The following is a 20,897-nucleotide window of genomic DNA, read 5'->3' as shown; positions in this document are numbered from 1 at the left end:
GGATGACGGCCTGGGCGTCCCGATGCCAGGACGTGATCAGGCTGTAACCGGTCGTTCGACCAACGCCATCGCGAGCTGCGGAAGTTCCCCGAGGTCCGCCGCGGCCCCACTCAACCAGTGCACCCGCGGATCGCGCCTGAACCATGAATCCTGACGGCGCGCGAAGCGCTTGGTGGCACGGACGGTCTCGGCCCGTGCCTCCTCCAGGGTGCACTCGCCGGAGAGTGCGGCGAGCACCTGCTGGTAGCCGAGGGCGCGCGACGCCGTACGCCCCTCGCGCAACCCCTGCGCCTCGAGTGCGCGCACTTCTTCGACGAGCCCGGTCTCCCACATCCGGTCGACCCGGCGGGCGATCCGCTCGTCCAGTTCGGGGCGTGCCACGTCGACGCCGATCTGGAGCGTGTCGTAGACCGAGTCGTGGCCGGGGAGGTTGGCGGTGAAGGGCCGCCCGGTGATCTCGATGACCTCCAGCGCGCGGACGATGCGGCGGCCGTTGCTCGGCAGGATCGCGCGGGCCGCGTCGGGGTCGGCCGCGGCGAGCCGGGCGTGCAGCGCGCCCGGGCCGCGCAGCACCAGCTCATCCTCCAGACGCGCCCGGACCTCCGGATCGGTGCCGGGGAACTCCAGGTTGTCGACCGCGCCACGGACGTACAGGCCGGAGCCGCCGACCAGGATCGGCCAGCGTCCTTCGGCGAGCAGCGCGTCGATCCGCCCCCGGGCCATCCGCTGGTACTCGGCGACGGAGGCGGTCTCGGTGACGTCCCAGACGTCGAGCAGGTGGTGCGGGACGCCGCCGCGCTCCTCGGGCGTCAGCTTGGCGGTGCCGATGTCCATCCCCCGGTAGAGCTGCATGGAGTCGGCGTTGACGACCTCGCCCCCCAGCCGCTGGGCGAGGAAAACGCCCAGATCGGATTTTCCGGCCGCGGTGGGACCGACGACGGCGATGACGCGGGGGGCGTGGGGTGCGCTGCTCACCGATCCAGTCTCCCAAACCTCACGGACCGCTCTCGATCGGGTTACGTGACGTGGGGTCCGCCGGGTCGTTGCCCGTTCGAGGTTCCTGCCGCCGGATCGCGGCGGCGCTCGCCCGGCTCACACGGATGGACACACCGGGCTACGCGGAATCTCGCCCGCACGAGTAACGTATGGAGTGGATATGGGCGTTTTTGCACGACTTTTTCGGAGGTCGAAGACCACGGGAGAGACAGCGGCGGCCGAGACCCGGACCGACGGGGAGAAGACCGGAACCGGTACGGACGACACGGCGGCGACGCCTGGGGCCGAGGCCGCGGCCGACGAAGCGGAGGCCGCCTCCGAGACCCCGGTGAAGGGGTCCGACGAGGCCGGCGTCACGGAGAGCGTCGACATCCCGAAGCAGCAGTCCGGCAAGGCCGCCGACACCGAGGCCGGCGAGGGCGCCCGCACGTAGCGTGCCGCGAGGAAAGGTACATCATGGGTCTCCTGGACAATCTGAAGGCCAAGCTCGGCCCTGCCAAGGACAAGGTCTCCGGCCTCGCGCAGCAGCACGAGGACAAGATCCAGCACGGCCTGGAGAAGGCGGCGCACACCGTCGACCGGGGAACCAAGGGCAAGTACAGCGACAGGATCCAGTCGGGTACGGGAAAGGCCAAGCAGGCCGTGGACCGCTTCACCCACAAGAACGATCCCGGTCCGGACGCGGGCGGCACCACGCCGCCGGCCGGGCCTCCGCCCGCCTCCTGAGCGGCACGAACGGCGGACGGCCGGGGCGTGATGCCCCGGCCGTCCGCCGTTCGTTGCCGTCCGCCCGCCTACGACCAGGTGGCGACCACGTACCCCACGCCGTACGGGGCGTCCTCGTGGAGCAGCGCGCCGGACAGGTCGGCGCCGCCCTCGGCCGCTCCGGCGAGCACCTGCCAGGGCGCACGGCCTGACACCTTGAGCTCGCGTGCGGTCCCGGCGTCCAGCGCGCGCAGCGCGGTGATGTCGGCCGAGCCGAGCGCGCGGGCGATCTGCGCGTCATAGGGCGCCGCGCGTTCGTCGAGGTAGCCGGGTGCCTTCAGGGTGCGGCAGGCACTGGCGTCGCCCATCACCAGCAGCGCCACGCGGTCGGCCCGGCCCGCCAGCCGGCGTCCCTCCGCGAGGCACGTGTCCGGTGCGAGGGACTCCCCCACGCCCCGCCCCTCGACAGGGGCGTCGGCCCACCCGGTCCGCCCCAGCAGCCAGGCGCCCACGGCGAGTCCGTACGGCAGTTCCCCGCCGGTCACGCCGTCGCCCTCCCCCAGCCGTACGTCCAGGTCGACGCCGAAGCCGTGGAAGGAGCCCGGGGTCCCCGCGGGGTACTCGCGCGCCCCGGCGCCGTCGTCCGGGCCCACGACGACCAGCAGGTCGGGGCGGGCGGCGGCGAGCACGCCGAGCGCGTCCGTGCAGGCGGCACGAGCGGCGTCCAGCTCCGAGGCGGCGCCGGCCGCCACCTCGGGCACGAGCAGCGGCGGGCAGGGGCAGGCTGCGGCGGCGACAAGCATGATCAGCAGCCTACTGCGGCCGTACGGACCCGCCCGTCGGGGCGGGTCCCAGGCAGCGGGGTCAGTCGACGGCGCAGCCGCCGGTGACCGCCGGGAGCGGCTCGGGCACGCCCACCTTGGGCAGGCCGAGCAGCACGCCCGCGGGCTTGGCCGCCTTCTCCGCGGTGCGCTTCTCCCAGGCGTCGCCCGCGCGGGTGCGGCGGACGTCGAGGACGGGGCCCTCGGCGAGGAGGTGGTGCGGGGCCGCGTAGGTCACCTCGACGGTGACGACGTCACCGGGGCGGACCTCCTGGCCGGGCTTGGTGAAGTGCACCAGGCGGCTGTCGGGGGCGCGGCCGGAGAGGCGGTGGGTGGTGTCGTCCTTGCGGCCCTCGCCCTCGGCGACCATCAGCTCCAGGGTGTGGCCGACCTGCTTCTTGTTCTCCTCCCAGGAGATCTCCTCCTGGAGGGCGACAAGACGCTCGTACCGCTCCTGGACGACCTTCTTGGGGATCTGCCCGTCCATGTCGGCCGCCGGGGTGCCGGGGCGCTTGGAGTACTGGAAGGTGAACGCCTGGGCGAAGCGGGCCTCGCGGACGACGTGCAGCGTCTGCTGGAAGTCCTCCTCGGTCTCGCCGGGGAAGCCCACGATGATGTCGGTGCTGATCGCCGCGTGCGGGATCGCGGCGCGGACCTTCTCGATGATCCCGAGGAAGCGCTCCTGGCGGTAGGAGCGGCGCATGGCCTTGAGGACCGGGTCGGATCCGGACTGGAGCGGCATGTGGAGCTGCGGCATCACGTTGGGCGTCTCGGCCATGGCGGCGATGACGTCGTCGGTGAAGTCACGGGGGTGCGGGGAAGTGAAGCGGACCCGCTCCAGGCCGTCGATCGTCCCGCAGGCGCGCAGCAGCTTGCTGAACGCCTCGCGGTCGCCGATGTCGGAGCCGTAGGCGTTGACGTTCTGGCCGAGCAGGGTGATCTCGGAGACGCCCTCGGCGACCAGCGCCTCGATCTCGGCGAGGATGTCGCCGGGGCGGCGGTCCTTCTCCTTGCCGCGCAGGGCGGGGACGATGCAGAAGGTGCAGGTGTTGTTGCAGCCGACGGAGATCGACACCCAGGCCGCGTAGGCGCTCTCGCGGCGGGTGGGCAGCGTGGAGGGGAACGCCTCCAGCGACTCGGCGATCTCGACCTGCGCCTCCTCCTGGACGCGGGCGCGCTCCAGGAGCACCGGCAGCTTGCCGATGTTGTGCGTGCCGAAGACGACGTCCACCCAAGGGGCGCGCTTGACGATGGTGTCGCGGTCCTTCTGCGCGAGGCAGCCGCCGACCGCGATCTGCATGCCCGGGCGGCTCGCCTTCTTCGGGGCGAGGTGGCCCAGGTTGCCGTACAGCTTGTTGTCGGCGTTCTCGCGCACGGCGCAGGTGTTGAACACGACGACGTCGGCCTCGCCGTCGGAGTCCTCGGAGGCGCGGACGTACCCGGCGTCCTCCAGCAGCCCGGCGAGGCGCTCGGAGTCGTGGACGTTCATCTGACACCCGTAGGTGCGAATCTCGTAGGTCCTGGTCGAGAGAACGTCCACGGCGGGGCTCCGGTCACTGCTGCTGGTCATGGCAACAAGGGTAGGCGTTTCCCGGAGCGGTTCCGCCCGGTGTTCCCCCTCCGCCCGGTACGGCCAGGTGGCTCAGCCGCGTACGGCCAGGTGGCAGGCGGAGCCCCAGAGGACCGCCGCGCAGGCCAGACCCACCACGGCCCGTACGGACCCGGCGGACGGACCGGCCAGGGCCAGCACGGCGCCGACGACCGCCACCGCCGTCATCAGGGCGCCGGTCCACCGGTACTGCCACTGGTCGTAGAGCCGGGCGAGCGGGAAGAAGTGCAGGCCCACGACGAGCGCGATGCCGACCGGGATGTACGCAGGGCGTCCGGAGGCGTTGGCCGCGGCGATCACGGCGACGACGGCCAGCAGCTCGACGCCGTTCACCATGCCCACCCCGCGGGCCCAGTTCGGGGGCAGGTCCACCGTCCGGGGCGAGGGCCGGGCGTCCTTGCGGAGACCGAGGTACAGCACGACCGCCGTGATCACGAGCGCCGCCGCCTCGACGGCCACCGGCACCACGTCCGCCGCCGGTCCGGTGCCGGAGGCGCCCGCGAAGGCCCAGGCCAGCGCGAACACGGACAGCACGACGGTGCCCCGGCGCCGCAGCTGCCGGGTGAGCGCGAGGCACTCGGCGTCGGAGGCGGACGGCGTCGGCGCGGACTCGGTGGAGGACGTCATCGGTGGAGGCTACAGCGATCACGTCAACTCGGCGCGGGGTTCACCCACTTCACGGTCCGCGTGCCCTGCGGCCGTCCCGCCCGTCCGTGCCGCCGGGTACCGCCCCCGCGTCCGGCGCCGCGCCGTGGTCGCCGTCCACCACCCTGCCCTGTGAGTTCCGCCCTGGTCAGCGGGGCACCGGGCTGGCAGGATCGCGGCCATGTCCCACGTGCTGTCCCGCATCGGCAGGCGGCGGGCCCTGCGGGGCGCTGCCGCCGGTCTCGTGGTGCTCGGGCTGCTGCTGTGGTGGGCGGCGCCGTGGCGCGAGGAAGCGCCCGGCGGGACGATCACGATGAGCACCGGCACCCGCGCCGGCGTCTACCAGAAGTACGGCGAGCTGCTGCGGACCGCGCTCGGCAAGGACATGCCCGAGCTGGACGTACGGCTGGAGACCAGCGACGGCTCCTGGGAGAACGTCCGCCGGGTCGCCACCGGGCAGGCCGACTTCGCCTTCGCGGCGGCCGACGCCGTGGAGACGTACCGGCAGGAGGGCCGCACCGGCGCCGAGGGGCTGCGCGGGGTGGCGCGCCTGTACGACGACTACGTGCAGCTCGCCGTCGCGCCCGGCTCGGGCATCCGCACCGTCGCCGACCTGCGGGGCAAGCGGGTCGCCATAGGGCCGCCGAAGTCCGGGGTGCGGCTCATCGCCAACCGGCTGCTGCGGGCGGCCGGGATCGACCCGGAGCGGGACATCGTCCCGTCCGCGGACGGCATCGACACCGGGCCCGGACGTCTGGGGCACGGCCTGGACGCCTTCTTCTGGTCGGGCGGGCTGCCCACGGACGGACTGAAGAAGTACACGGAGGACTCCGCGCTGCGGTTCGTGCCGATCGACGCCTCCCTCGTCGCGAAGGTGCACGAGCAGGGCGGGGCCACCCGCCACTACCGCGCGACCAGCATCCCGGAGTCGGCCTATCCGGGCAGTCAGCTCGGCTCGGCCGTGCCGACCATGGCGGTGTCCAACGTGCTGATCACGCGCGCGGACGCGGACCCCCGGCTCACCGAGTGGCTGACCCGGGTCGTGCTGAAGAGCCGTGACGGCATCGGCGCCCATGTGCACTCCGCGCAGCTCGTCGACGTGCGCACCGCCATCTACACCGACCCGCTGCGGCTGCACGAGGGCGCCCGCCGGTACTACCGCTCCGTCAAGCCCTGACCGTCCGCCTCACCCGCGGGGGCGTTGCGCGGCACGCTCACGGTCACCCTCACCCCGTGCGGCTCGTGCCGTTCGTAGGAGAGGGAGCCGCCGCCCGCGACGAGCAGCGCCCGGGAGATGGACAGACCGAGGCCCGAACCCTTGATGTTCTGGTGCCGTCCGCTGCGCCAGAAGCGGTCGCCGACGCGGGTCAGCTCCTCGTCGGTCAGTCCGGGGCCGTTGTCGGTGACGACGACGGTCGCCGTGTCGCCGTTGGAGGCGACGGTGACCTCGACCGTCTCGCCGGACGGCGTGAACTTCACCGCGTTGTCGATGACCGCGTCCAGCGCGCTGGACAGCGCCACCGGGTCCGCCCAGGCGGTGGTCGGGGGGCAGACGCCGGTCAGCGTGACGTCCTTGGCGTCGGCGGACGGCGACCAGGCGGCGACCCGCTCGGCGGCCACCGCGCCGATGTCGACGATCCGCAGGTCGGGAGCGCTGTGCTCGGCGAGGGCCAGGTCGAGCAGGTCGTCGAGGACCTGCGCCAGCCGTTTGCCCTCGGCCCGCACGGAGGCGATCTCCTCGTTGTCCTCGGGCAGCTCCAGGGCGAGCAGCTCGATGCGCAGCAGCAGCGCGGACAGCGGGTTGCGCAGCTGGTGGGAGGCGTCGGCGACGAAGGCGCGCTGCTGCTCCAGCACGTTCTCGACGTTGTCCGCCATCTCGTTGAAGGAGCGGGCGAGGCGGCGCAGCTCGGGCGGTCCGCCGGCCTCCGCGACGCGGGACTTCAGCCTGCCGGTGGCGATGTCGTGGGTGGTGGCGTCGAGGACGCGCACCGGGCGCAGCACCCAGCCGGTGAGCCGGAGCGCCGCGCCGACGGCCAGCAGCATCGCGGCCGCCTCCCCCGCGGCGATGACCAGCCAGCCCTGGAGGATGCGGGACCGCATCTGTCCGGTGGGCGACTCGGTGACCACGACCGCCACGACGTCGCCGTCCCGGATCACCGGCGAGGCGACCACGAGGGTGCTCCGCTGCCAGGGCCACACCTGCTCGGGGTCGTGGCTGCGGCGGCTGAGCAGCGCCTCCTCGAAGGCGTCCCGCACCTCGCCGGCGCGGGGCAGGAAGAAGTCGGGGGCGTGCGCCATGGGGGCGTCGTTGCGGTAGAAGACGCCGGCGCGGATGCCGTAGACCTCGTAGTAGCTGCGCAGCTCGGCGCTGAGGGTCTCGCGGCGCTCGTTGACGTCGTTGCCGGAGGTGTCGGCCGGCTCGGTGACGAACTGGGCGAGGGCCGCGAAACGGGCGGTGTCGTCGATCCGGTCGACGACGACCTCCTGCTGCTGGGCGCCGGCGAGGCTGACCGCGAGGGGCACGCCGAGGGCGAGCAGGACGGCCGCCATCAGGACGATGAGCAGCGGCAGCAGACGTGTGTGCACCCGGCCCCGCTACGCCGCGGGCGCGACGAGCCGGTATCCGACGCCGCGCACGGTCTCTATCAGGGCGGGCATGCGCAGCTTGGAGCGCAGGGAGGCCACGTGCACCTCCAGGGTGCGGCCGGTCCCCTCCCAGCTGGTGCGCCACACCTCGCTGATGATCTGCTCCCGGCGGAAGACCACCCCCGGCCGCTGCGCCAGCAGCGCGAGCAGGTCGAACTCCTTGCGGGTGAGCTGGACGGGCGTGCCGTTGACGCTGACCTGCCGGGTCGGGAGCTCGATGCGCACCGGGCCGAGGAGCACCTGGGTCTCCGTGGAGCCGGTGACCTCCTCCTGGGCGCTGCGCCGGCTGACGGCGTGGATCCGGGCGAGCAGCTCCCCGGTGTCGTACGGCTTCACGACGTAGTCGTCGGCGCCGAGGTTGAGGCCGTGGATGCGGGAGCGCACGTCGGAGCGCGCGGTCACCATGATCACGGGGGTGCTGGTGCGCTTGCGTATCTTGCCGCAGACCTCGTACCCGTCCTGGTCGGGCAGGCCGAGGTCGAGCAGGACGACACCGAAGCCGTCACTCTCGGGGACGAGCGCCTGGAGGGCCTCCTCGCCGCTGCGCGCGTGGGTGACGTCGAAGCCGTGGCGGGCCAGTACGGCCGACAGGGCCGCGGCGACGTGGTTGTCGTCCTCGACGAGCAGCAGTCTCACCAGGGCCCCCTTCGGTTCATCGGCCGTTTGTCGGGTGTGTCCATCATGGGCACAGCCGGGTGCACCTTGCAGTCACGCCGATGAGGGACGACCACGTCAAGAGGGTTCCGGTTGCGCTTCGGTACCGGTGCCTCGCGCGGACGCGTTCCAGCTCACAAGTGCTACGACAGGTGTCCGATTGCTATCCGATCGTGATGCTCAGATTCCCCTCAGATGTAATGACGCAGGTCTGAAGGATTACTACTGTCCTCCGAAACCGAGGAGGACGGAGCCTGAGAGCGATGACCGAAGTATCGGTGGCCAAGGAAGATGTGGCCGCGACCGGCGATCTGGTCGTCCTGAAGAGCGTCAACAAGCACTTCGGCGCGTTGCACGTTCTCCAGGACATCGACCTGACGATCGCGCGTGGCGAAGTCGTCGTGGTCATCGGACCCTCCGGGTCCGGCAAGTCCACCCTGTGCCGCACCATCAACCGTCTGGAGACGATCGACTCCGGTTCGATCACGATCGACGGCAAGCCCCTGCCCGACGAGGGCAAGGCGCTCGCGAAGCTCCGTGCCGACGTCGGGATGGTCTTCCAGTCCTTCAACCTCTTCGCGCACAAGACCGTGCTCGAGAACGTGACACTCGGACAGGTCAAGGTCCGCAAGAAGGACAAGAAGGAGGCCGAGGAGCGGGCGCGTGCCCTCCTCGACCGGGTCGGCGTGGCCGCACAGGCCGAGAAGTACCCCGCACAGCTCTCCGGTGGTCAGCAGCAGCGCGTCGCCATCGCGCGGGCCCTGGCGATGGAGCCCAAGGTCATGCTCTTCGACGAGCCGACGTCGGCTCTCGACCCGGAGATGATCAACGAGGTTCTCGAAGTCATGCAGCAGCTCGCCCGTGACGGCATGACGATGATCGTCGTGACCCACGAGATGGGCTTCGCGCGTTCCGCCGCGAACCGCGTGGTGTTCATGGCGGACGGCCGCATCGTCGAGCAGGCGACGCCGGACCAGTTCTTCAGCAACCCGCGCAGCGACCGTGCCAAGGACTTCCTGTCGAAGATCCTTCACCACTGAGGCGCGGCTCCGCGCCCCTGCCGACCTGCGTCACCGGACATTGACCGGGCCGCATCACTTCACCAGTCAAAGGATGTGCACCATGAAGCTCCGCAAGGTCACCGCCGCCTCGGCCACCGTCTTCGCCCTCGCCCTGACCGCCACCGCGTGCGGGGGTGGCGACTCGGACAACGAGTCCTCGGGCGGCGGCAAGGACAAGATCACGGTCGGCATCAAGTTCGACCAGCCGGGCCTCGGCCAGAAGACCCCGCAGGGCTACGAGGGCTTCGACGTGGACGTCGCCACCTACGTCGCCAAGAAGCTCGGTTACGAGGAGAACCAGATCGAGTGGAAGGAGTCGAAGAGCGCCGACCGCGAGACGATGCTGCAGCGTGGCGACGTCGACTTCATCGCCGCCACCTACTCGATCACCCCGGAGCGTCAGGAGAAGGTCGACTTCGCCGGCCCCTACCTGCTCGCCCACCAGGACGTGCTGCTCCGCGCCGACGACGACAAGATCAAGTCGCCGGAGGACCTGAACGACGCGAAGCTCTGCTCGGTCACCGGCTCCACCTCGGCGCAGAACGTCAAGGAGAAGCTGGCCCCCAAGGCCCAGCTGCAGCCGTACCCGGCGTACTCGGCCTGCCTGCCCGGTCTGCAGAACGGTGCCGTCGACGCCCTGACCACGGACGACTCGATCCTCGCCGGCTACGCGGCCCAGGACCAGTTCAAGGGCAAGTTCAAGCTCGGCGGCTTCAAGCTGACGAACGAGAACTACGGCATCGGCGTCAAGAAGGGCAGCGACCTCAAGGACAAGATCAACAAGGCCCTTGAGGACATGGTCGCCGACGGCAGCTGGGACACGGCCGTGAAGGAGAACTTCGGCCCGGCCAACTACAAGAACGAGCCCGCTCCGAAGATCGGCGACATCAAGAGCTGAGGCAGCGCCTGACCGTGTGCGCCGCCCCCGACGCGGGGCGGCGCACCGGGGCATGCATCCCTACACGCGGAAGCGCGGGAGATCGTGTTCGACTTTCTTGAAGATTACGACCTGCTGGGGGCCTTCTGGACGACGGTGCAGCTCGCTGTGCTCTCCGCCGTCGGCTCCCTGATCTGGGGCACCCTGCTGGCCGCCATGCGCGTCGGCCCGGTGCCGCTGATGCGCGGCTTCGGGACCGCGTACGTGAACACCGTGCGGAACATCCCTCTGACGGTCATCATCCTGTTCACGTCGCTCGGCCTCAACCAGACCCTGGGCGTCACCCTCGGCGCGGACGACTTCGAAACGATCAACTTCCGGCTCGCCGTCCTCGGTCTGATCCTGTACACCTCGGCCTTCGTGTGCGAGGCGCTGCGCTCCGGCATCAACACCGTTCCGGTCGGCCAGGCCGAGGCGGCCCGCGCGCTCGGCCTGAGCTTCAACCAGGTGCTGGGCCTCGTGGTGCTGCCCCAGGCGTTCCGTTCGTCCGTCGGACCGCTGGCGAACGTCCTCATCGCGCTCATCAAGAACACCACGGTGGCCGCCGCGATCGGCGTGGCCGAGGCGGCGCTGCTGATGAAGGAGATGATCGAGAACGAGGCGCAGCTGCTGCTGATCTCGGCGGTCATCGCGTTCGGTTTCGTGGTTCTGACGCTGCCGACCGGCCTGTTCCTCGGCTGGGTGGGCAAGAAGGTGGCGGTGAAGCGATGAGCTCCGTTCTGTACGACGCCCAGGGCCCCCGGGCGAAGCGGCGGAACGCCGTCTTCACGGTGGTCTTCCTCCTCGCCCTCGCCGCCCTGCTGTGGTGGGTGTTCGGCACCCTCAACGACAAGGGCCAGCTCGAGTGGGCCCTGTGGAAGCCGTTCTTCACCGGCACCGAGGCCTGGACCACCTACATCTGGCCGGGTCTGCAGAACACGCTGAAGGCCGCCGTACTCGCGGTGATCATCGCGCTGCCGCTCGGCGCGGTCCTCGGCATCGCCCGTCTCTCGGACCACGCCTGGGTCCGCGTCCCGGCCGGCATCGTGGTGGAGTTCTTCCGCGCCATCCCCGTGCTGGTCCTGATGATCTTCGGCCTGGCGCTGTTCGCCGAGTACACCAGCGTCAGCTCCGACGACCGTCCGCTGTACGCGGTCGTCACCGGCCTGGTGCTCTACAACGCCTCCGTGCTCGCGGAGATCGTGCGCGCCGGCATCCTGTCGCTGCCGAAGGGCCAGTCCGAGGCCGCGATGGCGATCGGCCTGCGCAAGAACCAGCTGATGCGGCTGGTCCTGCTGCCGCAGGCGGTCACCGCGATGCTCCCGGCCATCGTCAGCCAGCTCGTCGTCATCGTGAAGGACACCGCCCTCGGCGGCGCCGTCCTCACCTTCCCCGAACTGCTCGCCTCGGCCAACACCATGAGCGGCTACTACGGCGCCAACGTGATCGCCAGCTTCACCGTGGTCGCCGTGCTCTTCATCGCGCTGAACTTCGCGCTCACCTCGTTCGCCTCCTGGCTCGAGGCGCGCCTGCGCCGCAGCAAGCGCGGCACGGGCGCGGTGCTCGGCGCCGACGACGTCGACGACATCAACGCGGCCGAGGTCGGCGGTCCGCACAAGACCGACGGCGTCTGACGCACGACTCCTCACCGACATGACTGTGGCCCGCCGGGAACGGCGGGCCACAGTCATGTCGGTGAACGGCCGTCGTCACCGTGACGGAAGAGCGATGCACCGTGGGCTCATGTGATGAACTGTCACATGCTGGGACCTCTCCCGCGGCGGCTCATGATCGCCACCGCCCTTCGGTCACTTGACGCAAGCACCGGCAATGGGTTGCATACGTTCTGTGATCGCGCACCCTGCTCCATCTTCCTGTTCCCTCACGTCCTCCCCGACGTCACTCCGAGCAGGGAGCGCCGCGCCGTGGACCCGGTGATCGTCGTCGGAGCGGGGCCCGTCGGGCTCACGCTGGCACTGGCGCTGGCACGGCAGGACGTACCGTGCGTGGTCCTGGACGAGGGGCCGGGCAAGGACGAGCCCCGCCCCGCGCGCACCGTCGTGCTGCGCGAGGACACCGCCGCGCTGATGGAGCGGCTGACCGGTCTGCCCCTCGACCACGCGGGGTTCCGTTGGGCCGGATGGCGGTCGATGCGGCGCAAGCAGGTGACGAACGAGGTCGCCTTCGAGGACGCCGAGGCCGCTCCCCTGCACATCGCCCAGCACGTTCTGACCGGCGCCCTGCGCGCAGCCCTGGAGAACGAACGGCTCGTCAAGATCGCCGTGGACAGCAGGCTGGACACCCTGGAGCAGGAACGGTCCGGCGTCACCGCCCGCACCCGGGGCGCCACCGGGACCTGGTGGCGCGGCAGTTACCTGGTCGGCTGCGACGGCCCCCGCTCCACCGTGCGCAAGCTCCAGGACATCCGCTTCCCCGGCCGCACCGCGGTGGAACGCCACGCCGTCGCCGCCCTGCGCACCGAACTCCCCTGGCAGGACGAGGCGCTGCTGCACCGCTCCCCGCCGTGGCGCACCTCCGGCCCTTCCGCCGGGGAGATCATCGCCCGCCCGCTGCCGGACGAGGTGTGGCGGCTGGACTGGCTGCTGCCTCCGGGCAAGGACCTGGTCACCCCCGAGATGCTGCTCACCCGCATCCGGGAGACCCTGGCCGGCTGGAACGGCGGCACGGTGCCCCCGTACGAACTCCTCGACACCGGCGTGCACACCGTCCACCACCGGCTGGCCCGGCGCTGGCGGGCCAAGCGCGTCTTCCTCGCCGGGGACGCGGCCCATCTGCTCGGCGCACTGGGCACGCACGGGCTGGACGAAGGGCTCCGCGACGCCGACAACCTCGCCTGGAAACTGGCCCTCGCCTGGCACCACGGCCCCCACGAGGCACTGCTCGACAGCTACCAGACCGAGCGCCGCGCGCTCGTCGCCTCCCGGCTGCGCGCCGCCGACCAGGCCCTGCCCCTGCTGCGCGGCGGCGGAGGACTGCGCACCTACGTCCCCGGCTCCTCGCGCAGCCTCGACACGCTCCTGATGGACGGTCACCTCGGGCGCGGAGCGCTGGGCGCGCCCGGTACGTACGCCGCCTCGCCCCTCGCACCCGGCCGCCTTGAGGGCGAGGCTCCGGTCGCCACGGCACCGGGGGCGACCGTCACGGACGTGATCGTCACCGCCGAGGACGGCACCTTCGTCCGGCTCCGGGACCGGCTCGGGCGGGGTGCCCTGCTGGTGGTGCTGATCGCGCCGGGCACGGGGGTGTGGGAACGCCGTCACTGGGTGTCCGCCGGGATCATGCCGCGCCTGGCGGCCGCCGTCTCCGCGCTGCCGCACCGCGCGGAACTCCTGGTCGCCGAGAGCTATCCGGGTGCGGCGGCCCACACCGTGCTGCTGGTACGGCCCGACGGCCACCTGGTCACCGCGCTGAGCGGGGTCCGCCCGGCGGACATGTACACGGCGGCCGAGGCCGTGCTCGGCGCACCCGGCGCGGCGGAGACGAAGACGGATGCCAAGGCGGACGCCGGGGCGGCGTCGCGCTGAGACTCAGAGCCTGCGTCCCGCCGCGTCGCTTCCGCGCCCGGCAGCCGGCCCTCGGCCCCGGTACCGTCAGCGGGCCGTGGGCACCGCGGGTGCGGCACCCGCGGCGAGGGCGGCGGAGCGGGAGTGAGCGCTACGGTCGGGGCGGCTTCGAACCGTGCGAGCGGGCGGCGGGCGCAGAGCCGGGGCCGGTCGCCCGGCCGGTGTCGGCGGCGTCCGCGCCGCCCGTACCCGGCGTGGCGCCGCCGTGGTCGCCGTGGTCGTCGCGCGTGGCGATGAGGGACCAGCCGATGGACACCGTGATGGTGACGGCGATGACGCCGAGAGTCAGGGGAATCGGCAGCTTGCCCACGGGAGTCTCGGACAGGATCAGTTTGACGCCGGCGAAGGCGAGCAGCACCGCGAGCCCGTAGTGGAGATAGGCGAAGCGGCGCAGCAGGCCCGCAAGGCAGAAGTACAGACTGCGCAGGCCGAGCACCGCGAAGGCGTTGGCGGTCCACACCAGGAACGTGTTGGTGGTGATCGCGAGGATCGCGGCGACGGAGTCGACGGCGAAGATCAGGTCAGTGGCCTCGATCGCGACCAGGGACACGAACAGCAGGGTGGCCACGCGCCGCCCGTTGATCTTCGTGAAGAACCGGCCACCGTGGAAGCTCGGGTCCGTGGGGATGATCTTCTTGACCAGGCGGACGACGATGTTGCGGTCCGGGTGGACTTCCTCGTCCTTGGAGACGGCCATCTTGTAGCCGGTCCAGATGAGGAACGCACCGAACAGATAGGCGGTCCAGAAGAAGAGCTGCAGCAGTTCGGCGCCGACGAAGATGAACACCAGTCGGAACACCAGAGCGCCGATGACGCCCCAGAACAAGACCTTGTGCTGGTATGCGTCAGGCACGGCGAAGAACGAGAAGACCAAGGCGAAGACGAAGACGTTGTCGATCGAGAGTGCCTTCTCGATCAGATATCCGGCGTAGTAGGTGGAGGACACCTCTCCGCCCTGCCACGCGAGCAGGACCAGCCCGAAGGCCAGGCCGATCGCGATCCACACCCCGGACCAGACGGCCGCCTCCTTGAACCCGATGACGTGGTTGTCACGGTGGGCGATCAGATCGACGGCGAGCATGACGGCGATGACGAGCGAGACCGCGACCCACACCCACAGCGGGACGGCGAACGACAGATCATTCATGGGACGTCGAGTTCCTCGGACGGAGTCGGACCGGGGAGACGGCGGGCGGTCGCCTCCGGGCCGGCGTCTCCCCGGTCCGCATCACGGCGGGACGGGGCTGGGGACGGACGGACATCGAGAACCCTCTCAAAAGAGGCTGAATAGGGACATCCAGCGATGTATTCATCCTCGCCCGACACCTCGAAACCCGTCAACACTTACGCGAAAAATAATTCGCCAAACATATTTCGCACAGGACGATGTCGGCGCTCGCGGCGGCGTCCTTGCTGAGCGTGCCGTCCGGTCCCGAGCCGTTCTCGGCGGAGCCGTGCGTGCCGACCCGGACCAACGCCCACCACTCGGAGGGCCTGGACCCGGCTTCGCCGGCGCCCTGCTGCGCCATCCCGCCGAGGCCGACCATCCCGCCGGGGTGCCGCTGACGACCTTCACACCGCGAGGAAACTCCGGCGGCCGAGTCCGGACACGCCGCCCCATAAGCCCCCCGGCGTCCCGGACGTCGGCGAGGCCGCGCGGCCGGACGGGCCACCCCTGATGGTGGCGGCCGCCTCCATCACCGCCTTCGCGGCTCGGCACGGACCGGCCCACACCGGCCGGCAGCATGGTGCATTTGAGGCATAAGTAACTCAAAGTGACACAAGTGGCGGAAATTCTCAGAGCTTCTCACTATGGACAGGGCGCCGCCACGGGGTTCGTGATGACGACCGCGGCAGCGCAAACCGGCCCCCACGAAGGGAGTCCCGATGACGAAGCGCAGCAGTAGGACAGTCGCCGCCACCGCCGGTGCCTGCGTCCTGTCCCTCGCCGTGGCCGTTCCGGCCTCCGCGGAGAGTCCGGCTCAGGAGGACGGCAAGGCCTCCGTGTCCGTGTTTCACGGTGTTCCCGGCCTCACCGTCGACGTGTTCGCCAACGGGGACGAACTGCTTCCCGACTTCAAGCCCGGCACCCTGACCGAGCCCCAGCCCTTGGACCCGGGCACCTACGACATCAAGATCTTCCCTGACGGCGAGGGCCCCGACGGCACCCCCGCCATCCAGAAGAGCGTCGATGTCCCGGCCGGGGCGAACGCGACGCTCGCAGCCCACCTCGACGCGCAGGGCGACCCCACGCTCACCGCGTTCGTCAACGACACCTCCGAGGTTCCGGCCGGCCAGGCGCGACTGACCGTCCGTCACGTGGCCGCGGCACCCGCCGTGGACGTCCGGGCGGGCGGCGAGCCGGTGATCCGGGACCTGACCAACCCGAACGAGAAGTCGCTCGAGGTGCCCGCCGGCACGGTGAACGCCGACGTCGTCCTGGCCGGGACCGACACCGTGGCCATCGGCCCCGCCGACCTCGACCTGGCCGAGGGCACCAGCACGGTCGTCTACGCCTGGGGCAGCGCCGAGGACGACAACCTCGCGCTGAAGACTCAGACGATCAGCGGCATGGACTCCGCGCCGAACGGTGTGGACGCCGGCGAGAGCGGAGCCATGGCCTCCGACAACGAGTCCGCCACCGCCTGGCTGGCCTGGAGCGCCGCGGGTGCCGTCGCGGTCGCCGGTCTGCTGGCCGCCCGCCGTCTGCGCGCCCGGGGCGACTGACGGCCGTGCGTTCCCGCACAGGACCCCGACGGCCGCTGCGGCGGCCCACCGTGACGGCCGTCGGGGCCGCCGCGGTCGCCGCCGTCGTCCTGGCGGCGGCGCTGGTCTGGTCGCTGTGGCCGTCCGGGGTCTCGATGCCGTCTGACTTCGGCACCCGTCCGCGTGCCCTGGAGCCCGTGACCGGGATGTCGTCGGGGACCCTCGACGACGCGCCGGGCGAGAGGAAGACATCCGGCCCCGTGTCCGAACCGACTGCGCTGCACGTCCCCCGGGTCTCCCTGGAGGCCCGGGTCCAGGGCGTCGGCGTCCGGGGCGACGGCACGGTGGAGGTTCCCGACGACGCGGGGCAGGCCGGCTGGTACCGCTTCGGGCCCGCACCGGGCTCCCCCGAGGGCTCCGCCGTCCTGATCGGCCACGTGGACGACCACACCGGCGACCTGGGCGCCTTCGCGAAGCTGTACGGGGTCCGGAAGGGCGACACCATCACCGTCGCCCGCGAGGACGCGCCTCCCGTCCGGTACGAGGTGACGGCCCGCGAGGTGGTCGACAAGGACCAGCTCCCCGACGAGGTGTTCCGGCGCCATGGCCGACCCGTCCTGACCCTGGTCACCTGCGCGCCACCGTACGACCGCGAACGCGGCGGCTACCAGCGGAATCTGCTGGTGTACTCGGTCCCTGCCGGGTGAGCCGCCGGACCGGGCGACCGGTGCGGTCCCCGCCGCTTCAGAACGGCTCCTCGCCGAGGAGGTCCGTGTCCTCGCCCTCCTCCTCGAGCGCCTGGCGGACCACGCGCAGGGCGAGGCCCTCCGGGTAGCCCTTGCGGGCGAGCATGCCGGCGAGGCGGCGTATCCGCTTGTCGCGGTCGAGCCCGCGGGTGGCGCGCAGCTTACGGGCGACCAGTTCGCGGGCGGTCTCCTCCTCCTGCTCGGAGTCGAGCCGGGAGACGGCCTCGTCGATCAGGGCGGAGTCGACGCCCTTGGTGCGCAGCTCCCGGGCCAGGGCGCGCCGGGCCAGCCCGCGGCCGTGGTGCCGGGACTCCACCCAGGCGTCCGCGAAGGCGCTGTCGTTGATCAGTCCGACCTCCTCGAACCGGGACAGCACCTCCTCGGCGGCCTCGTCGGGGATCTCCCGCTTGCGGAGGGCGTCGGCGAGCTGCTTCCGCGTGCGCGGGGTCCCGGTGAGCAGCCGCAGGCAGATCGCCCGCGCCCGCTCCACCGGGTCCCCCGGAGGCTCCTCCCGCTCTGCCCTCACCGAGTCGGAGGCGCCTCCGTCCGCCGCGGCCGCCTCGCCGAAGGAGCGGCGTCGGCGCCCACGTCCACCGTGCGGCCCGCCGTCACGCGAGCCACCCGTCCGTGCCGTACGACCGCCGCGCCGCCGGCCTCCGCCACCGCCCGCTTCCTGGAGGCCGGGGTCCGCGTCGTCGTACGCCGTGTCACCGCCGACGGCCGTGGCGTCGCCGCCCACGGTGTCCCTCCCCCGTGGGACACCGGGAGCGTCGTACTCGTACTCGGCCCAGTCGGTTCGTCGGGTCACGGGTCAGCTCTTGGCCGCCGCGGCCTTGGCCTTGGAGCCCTTGGCCGCCGGGACCGGCACCGCCGCGGGCTCGGCCGGAGCGGCGGCGTCCGCGCCTGCCTCGGCAGCGGCCTCCTCGGGCCGTACGCCGACACCCAGCTTCGTGAGGATCTTCTTCTCGATCTCGTTGGCGAGGTCGGGGTTGTCCTTCAGGAAGTTGCGGGCGTTCTCCTTGCCCTGGCCGAGCTGGTCGCCCTCGTACGTGTACCAGGCGCCGGCCTTGCGGACGAAGCCGTGCTCCACGCCCATGTCGATCAGACCGCCCTCACGGCTGATGCCCTGGCCGTAGAGGATGTCGAACTCGGCCTGCTTGAAGGGCGGCGCGACCTTGTTCTTGACGACCTTGCAACGGGTGCGGTTGCCGACCGCCTCGGTGCCGTCCTTGAGGGTCTCGATACGGCGGATGTCGATGCGCACGGAGGCGTAGAACTTCAGCGCGCGGCCACCGGTCGTGGTCTCCGGCGAGCCGAACATCACGCCGATCTTCTCGCGGAGCTGGTTGATGAAGATCGCGGTGGTCTTGGACTGGTTGAGCGCGCTGGTGATCTTCCGCAGGGCCTGGCTCATCAGACGGGCCTGCAGACCCACGTGGCTGTCGCCCATCTCGCCCTCGATCTCCGCGCGGGGCACGAGCGCCGCGACGGAGTCGATGACGATGAGGTCGAGGGCGCCGGAGCGGACCAGCATGTCCACGATCTCCAGGGCCTGCTCGCCGTTGTCCGGCTGGGACAGGATGAGGTTGTCGATGTCGACGCCGAGCTTCTTCGCGTACTCGGGGTCGAGGGCGTGCTCCGCGTCCACGAACGCGACCTGGCCGCCGGCCTTCTGCGCGTTCGCCACCGCGTGCAGGGTCAGGGTCGTCTTACCGGAGGACTCCGGCCCGTAGATCTCCACCACACGGCCGCGCGGCAGGCCGCCGACGCCGAGGGCCACGTCGAGCGCGGTCGACCCGGTCGGGATGACCTCGATGGGCTCCTTCGACCGCTCGCCCATGCGCATGACCGCGCCCTTGCCGAATTGCCGTTCAATCTGTGCGAGCGCGGCGTCGAGCGCCTTCTCGCGGTCGGTTCCTGCCATGGGTTCCACCCGGTTTGCTTGAGTCGATCGCTTCACGTCAAAGACGCTAACGCCTGCCACTGACAACGCGCCCCGACGCACGTCCGGCCTGTGGATAACCCGGGCCCATACCCGCCCCGACTGGGGCAGAACGCCCGGCGTTGAGCCTCACCGGCTCCCCCATAAGAATAGATGTTCGATTTTCGTGTCAAGCCGCACCGCCGGGGATCCGCACCCGCGATGTCAGAAGCCCCGGCCCTTCACGACGCTCCGGCCGTCCCACCCTCGCCAGGCCCGGCACCAGCCGCACCCGCGCCGGCCGCCCCGGCCCCGGCCGCCGGCCCGGCACCGTCATCCTCCGGGCGCCGCTGGGCCCACAGCCCCCGGACCCGCCGGCCGAAGGCACTCGTCCCGCCCGAGCCGCGATGCCCGAACACCCGCGGGTCGTCGGTGACGTCGTACCGCTTCACGTACGCGCCGAGGAACGCCTGGAGCGTGGCCACGGCGGGGATCGCTATCAGGGCGCCGACCGCGCCGAGCAGGGCCGTGCCCGCGACGACCGAGCCGAAGGCGACCGCCGGGTGGATGTCGACGGTCCGGGCGGTCAGTTTGGGCTGCAGCACGTAGTTCTCGAACTGCTGGTAGACCACCACGAACACCAGCACCCACACCGCGTACCAGGGCGCGACCGTGAAGGCGATCAGCATGGGCAGCGCGCCCGCCAGATAGGTGCCGATGGTGGGGATGAACTGCGAGACCACCCCCACCCACACGGCCAGCACGGGTGCGTAGGGCACGTCGAGGAACTCGAGCAGGACGTAGTGCGCGAGGCCCGAGATCAGGGCCATCAGGCCGCGCGAGTAGAGGTAGCCGCCGGTCTTGTTCACGGCGATCTCCCAGGCACGCAGCACCTCGGCCTGCCGGGCAGGCGGCAGGACGGAGCAGATGGTGCGGCGCAGCCGGGGCCCGTCGGCGGCGAAGTAGAAGGAGAACAGGGCGATGGTGAGCAGCCGGAAGAGCCCGCCGAGCACCTGCGCCGACACGTCCAGCACGCCGGTGGCGCTGTTCTGCACGTAATTGCGCAGCCAGTCGGACCGCAGCAGGTTCTCCTGGATGTCGACGCGCCGCAGTTCGGTGTGGAAGTGGGTGTTGATCCAGTTGATCACCGAGTCGAGATACTGCGGGAAGTCCTCGACGATCTTGATGATCTGCTCCGCGAGCATCGAGCCGAGCAGCGTGACGAAGCCCGCGCCCACCACCAGGACGCCCACGAAGACGAGGAAGGTGCCGAACCCCCGGCGCACCCCGCGCGCGGCCATCCAGCTCACCGCGGGTTCCACGGCGAGCGCCAGGAAGAACGCGATCAGGACGTTGATCAGCAGCCCGGTGAGCTGGTGGAAGGCCCAGCTGCCGAACTGGAAGACGGCGATCAGCGCGAGCGCGAGCACCATGGCGCGCGGCAGCCATCGCGGCATCCGGGCGCCGGTGCGGGGCGCCGGGTCCGTCGGCGGGCCGGCGGTCGGGGGCGTGCCGGGCACGGTCGTGTTCCGGCCCGCGGGCCCGGTCTCGTCGGTGGCTGCCACGGCCCAAGTCTCGCCCACGGCCACGACAACTGTCCGCTCCCGCGGGGCTTATGTGACGATCAGCGCAGTTCCCGGGGGACGTCCATGACGGAGCAGACCACCTGCCAGACGTCCTTGGCGTCCCAGCCGGCTTCCAGCGCCTCGTGGACGGTCCGTCCGCCGAGTTCGGACATGACATGGTCGCGCGCGAAGGTGTCGGCGTACCCCGTGCCGAAGTACTCCGACATGCGCTCCCAGAAAACCGTCAACCGCATGCTTCCAGTATCCCGCCTGCGGGGGTGGCGCCCTGCCACGGGCCCCGCGGGGCTCCGCCGTGCCCCTA

21 protein-coding genes are annotated in these 20,897 nt (G+C 71.3%); 10 read left to right on the top strand and 11 right to left on the bottom strand.

What is annotated here, in order from left to right; all coding sequences use genetic code 11:
* Positions 1-36 precede the first annotated feature (36 nt).
* Positions 37-975: a tRNA (adenosine(37)-N6)-dimethylallyltransferase MiaA gene (gene miaA / locus MTR79_RS08085; protein WP_086704703.1), complete on the bottom strand. Its 939-nt coding sequence runs from the start codon at positions 973-975 to the stop codon at positions 37-39.
* A gap of 181 nt (positions 976-1,156) precedes the next feature.
* Between miaA and MTR79_RS08080 the strand changes: the two genes are divergently transcribed.
* Positions 1,157-1,429 (top strand): hypothetical protein, encoded by a 273-nt coding sequence (locus MTR79_RS08080; protein ID WP_244789626.1) that lies wholly within the window; start codon positions 1,157-1,159, stop codon positions 1,427-1,429.
* A gap of 23 nt (positions 1,430-1,452) precedes the next feature.
* A complete protein-coding gene (locus MTR79_RS08075; protein WP_244789625.1) occupies positions 1,453-1,722 on the top strand; it encodes an antitoxin in 270 nt (89 codons plus the stop codon).
* Between the two features lie 68 nt (positions 1,723-1,790).
* On the opposite strand, the gene MTR79_RS08070 is transcribed toward MTR79_RS08075, so the two are convergent.
* The 3 genes from MTR79_RS08070 to MTR79_RS08060 all read right to left on the bottom strand — a co-directional run bounded on the left by MTR79_RS08070 (position 1,791) and on the right by MTR79_RS08060 (position 4,758).
* Entirely contained in the window at positions 1,791-2,504 is a 714-nt protein-coding gene (locus tag MTR79_RS08070; RefSeq protein WP_086704699.1) for a class III extradiol dioxygenase subunit B-like domain-containing protein, read from the bottom strand.
* A gap of 61 nt (positions 2,505-2,565) precedes the next feature.
* A complete protein-coding gene (gene miaB, locus MTR79_RS08065) occupies positions 2,566-4,092 on the bottom strand; it encodes a tRNA (N6-isopentenyl adenosine(37)-C2)-methylthiotransferase MiaB (RefSeq protein ID WP_244789624.1) in 1,527 nt (508 codons plus the stop codon).
* 72 nt (positions 4,093-4,164) lie between these two features.
* Positions 4,165-4,758 (bottom strand): hypothetical protein, encoded by a 594-nt coding sequence (locus MTR79_RS08060; protein ID WP_244789623.1) that lies wholly within the window; start codon positions 4,756-4,758, stop codon positions 4,165-4,167.
* Between the two features lie 199 nt (positions 4,759-4,957).
* On the opposite strand from MTR79_RS08060, the gene MTR79_RS08055 reads away from it, so the two are divergent.
* The gene (locus MTR79_RS08055; protein ID WP_086704694.1) at positions 4,958-5,953 is read left to right on the top strand and encodes a TAXI family TRAP transporter solute-binding subunit; all 996 of its coding nucleotides are present in this window, start codon (positions 4,958-4,960) and stop codon (positions 5,951-5,953) included.
* Here MTR79_RS08055 and MTR79_RS08050 read toward each other — a convergent pair.
* Positions 5,932-7,362, bottom strand: a complete 1,431-nt coding sequence (locus MTR79_RS08050; RefSeq protein WP_244789622.1) for a HAMP domain-containing sensor histidine kinase — start codon at positions 7,360-7,362, stop codon at positions 5,932-5,934. The genes MTR79_RS08055 and MTR79_RS08050 overlap by 22 nt on opposite strands.
* A 9-nt stretch (positions 7,363-7,371) precedes the next feature.
* Positions 7,372-8,058 (bottom strand): response regulator transcription factor, encoded by a 687-nt coding sequence (locus MTR79_RS08045; protein WP_114874947.1) that lies wholly within the window; start codon positions 8,056-8,058, stop codon positions 7,372-7,374.
* A gap of 281 nt (positions 8,059-8,339) precedes the next feature.
* Here MTR79_RS08045 and MTR79_RS08040 point away from each other — a divergent pair, with 281 nt between their 5' ends.
* The 5 genes from MTR79_RS08040 to MTR79_RS08020 all read left to right on the top strand — a co-directional run bounded on the left by MTR79_RS08040 (position 8,340) and on the right by MTR79_RS08020 (position 13,598).
* Positions 8,340-9,116, top strand: a complete 777-nt coding sequence (locus MTR79_RS08040; RefSeq protein WP_048456267.1) for an amino acid ABC transporter ATP-binding protein — start codon at positions 8,340-8,342, stop codon at positions 9,114-9,116.
* A gap of 82 nt (positions 9,117-9,198) precedes the next feature.
* Positions 9,199-10,035 (top strand): glutamate ABC transporter substrate-binding protein, encoded by an 837-nt coding sequence (locus MTR79_RS08035; RefSeq protein WP_048456268.1) that lies wholly within the window; start codon positions 9,199-9,201, stop codon positions 10,033-10,035.
* An 84-nt stretch (positions 10,036-10,119) separates the two neighbouring features.
* Positions 10,120-10,785, top strand: a complete 666-nt coding sequence (locus MTR79_RS08030; protein WP_048456269.1) for an amino acid ABC transporter permease — start codon at positions 10,120-10,122, stop codon at positions 10,783-10,785.
* Positions 10,782-11,687, top strand: a complete 906-nt coding sequence (locus MTR79_RS08025; RefSeq protein WP_086704689.1) for an amino acid ABC transporter permease — start codon at positions 10,782-10,784, stop codon at positions 11,685-11,687. The genes MTR79_RS08030 and MTR79_RS08025 overlap by 4 nt, the downstream gene beginning before the upstream one ends.
* 291 nt (positions 11,688-11,978) lie before the next feature.
* Positions 11,979-13,598 carry an FAD-dependent monooxygenase gene (locus MTR79_RS08020; protein WP_086702478.1) on the top strand — a complete coding sequence of 540 codons (1,620 nt, stop codon included), beginning with the start codon at positions 11,979-11,981 and terminating at the stop codon, positions 13,596-13,598.
* 130 nt (positions 13,599-13,728) lie between these two features.
* Here the strand turns inward: MTR79_RS08020 and MTR79_RS08015 are convergent, their stop codons facing one another.
* Positions 13,729-14,784: a TerC family protein gene (locus tag MTR79_RS08015; RefSeq protein ID WP_086702476.1), complete on the bottom strand. Its 1,056-nt coding sequence runs from the start codon at positions 14,782-14,784 to the stop codon at positions 13,729-13,731.
* Between the two features lie 740 nt (positions 14,785-15,524).
* On the opposite strand from MTR79_RS08015, the gene MTR79_RS08010 reads away from it, so the two are divergent.
* Both MTR79_RS08010 and MTR79_RS08005 read left to right on the top strand, forming a co-directional pair.
* A complete protein-coding gene (locus MTR79_RS08010) occupies positions 15,525-16,364 on the top strand; it encodes a DUF4397 domain-containing protein (RefSeq protein ID WP_086702474.1) in 840 nt (279 codons plus the stop codon).
* 50 nt (positions 16,365-16,414) lie between these two features.
* A complete protein-coding gene (locus MTR79_RS08005) occupies positions 16,415-17,050 on the top strand; it encodes a class F sortase (protein ID WP_244789621.1) in 636 nt (211 codons plus the stop codon).
* A 37-nt stretch (positions 17,051-17,087) separates the two neighbouring features.
* Here the strand turns inward: MTR79_RS08005 and recX are convergent, their stop codons facing one another.
* The 4 genes from recX to MTR79_RS07985 all read right to left on the bottom strand — a co-directional run bounded on the left by recX (position 17,088) and on the right by MTR79_RS07985 (position 20,829).
* On the bottom strand, positions 17,088-17,897 hold the full coding sequence (recX, locus tag MTR79_RS08000; RefSeq protein WP_189365586.1) for a recombination regulator RecX: 810 nt from the start codon (positions 17,895-17,897) through the stop codon (positions 17,088-17,090).
* A 3-nt stretch (positions 17,898-17,900) separates the two neighbouring features.
* Positions 17,901-19,013 (bottom strand): recombinase RecA, encoded by a 1,113-nt coding sequence (gene recA, locus MTR79_RS07995; RefSeq protein ID WP_189365585.1) that lies wholly within the window; start codon positions 19,011-19,013, stop codon positions 17,901-17,903.
* A gap of 239 nt (positions 19,014-19,252) precedes the next feature.
* On the bottom strand, positions 19,253-20,575 hold the full coding sequence (locus MTR79_RS07990; protein WP_189365584.1) for an AI-2E family transporter: 1,323 nt from the start codon (positions 20,573-20,575) through the stop codon (positions 19,253-19,255).
* Between the two features lie 59 nt (positions 20,576-20,634).
* Complete coding sequence (locus MTR79_RS07985; protein WP_086702469.1) at positions 20,635-20,829, bottom strand: DUF3046 domain-containing protein; 195 nt, start codon at positions 20,827-20,829, stop codon at positions 20,635-20,637.
* Between the last annotated feature and the right edge of the window lie 68 nt (positions 20,830-20,897).

Source organism: Streptomyces sp. BJ20 (assembly GCF_022869105.1).
GTDB lineage: Bacteria > Actinomycetota > Actinomycetes > Streptomycetales > Streptomycetaceae > Streptomyces > Streptomyces griseoincarnatus.
The sequence above is the reverse complement of the archived record's forward strand: the minus strand, read 5'-3'. Positions and strand labels throughout refer to the sequence as shown.

Excerpts from the sequence above, each read along its gene's own strand:
- MTR79_RS08070 (WP_086704699.1), bottom strand. The coding sequence starts at position 2,504 with ATGCTTGTCGCCGCCGCAGCCTGCCCCTGCCCGCCGCTGCTCGTGCCC.
- MTR79_RS08025 (WP_086704689.1), top strand. The coding sequence starts at position 10,782 with ATGAGCTCCGTTCTGTACGACGCCCAGGGCCCCCGGGCGAAGCGGCGG.
- recA (WP_189365585.1), bottom strand. The coding sequence starts at position 19,013 with ATGGCAGGAACCGACCGCGAGAAGGCGCTCGACGCCGCGCTCGCACAG.
- MTR79_RS08010 (WP_086702474.1), top strand. The coding sequence starts at position 15,525 with ATGACGAAGCGCAGCAGTAGGACAGTCGCCGCCACCGCCGGTGCCTGC.
- MTR79_RS08080 (WP_244789626.1), top strand. The coding sequence starts at position 1,157 with ATGGGCGTTTTTGCACGACTTTTTCGGAGGTCGAAGACCACGGGAGAG.
- MTR79_RS07985 (WP_086702469.1), bottom strand. The coding sequence starts at position 20,829 with ATGCGGTTGACGGTTTTCTGGGAGCGCATGTCGGAGTACTTCGGCACG.
- MTR79_RS08015 (WP_086702476.1), bottom strand. The coding sequence starts at position 14,784 with ATGAATGATCTGTCGTTCGCCGTCCCGCTGTGGGTGTGGGTCGCGGTC.
- miaB (WP_244789624.1), bottom strand. The coding sequence starts at position 4,092 with ATGACCAGCAGCAGTGACCGGAGCCCCGCCGTGGACGTTCTCTCGACC.
- MTR79_RS08060 (WP_244789623.1), bottom strand. The coding sequence starts at position 4,758 with ATGACGTCCTCCACCGAGTCCGCGCCGACGCCGTCCGCCTCCGACGCC.
- MTR79_RS08075 (WP_244789625.1), top strand. The coding sequence starts at position 1,453 with ATGGGTCTCCTGGACAATCTGAAGGCCAAGCTCGGCCCTGCCAAGGAC.
- MTR79_RS08055 (WP_086704694.1), top strand. The coding sequence starts at position 4,958 with ATGTCCCACGTGCTGTCCCGCATCGGCAGGCGGCGGGCCCTGCGGGGC.
- MTR79_RS08040 (WP_048456267.1), top strand. The coding sequence starts at position 8,340 with ATGACCGAAGTATCGGTGGCCAAGGAAGATGTGGCCGCGACCGGCGAT.
- MTR79_RS08035 (WP_048456268.1), top strand. The coding sequence starts at position 9,199 with ATGAAGCTCCGCAAGGTCACCGCCGCCTCGGCCACCGTCTTCGCCCTC.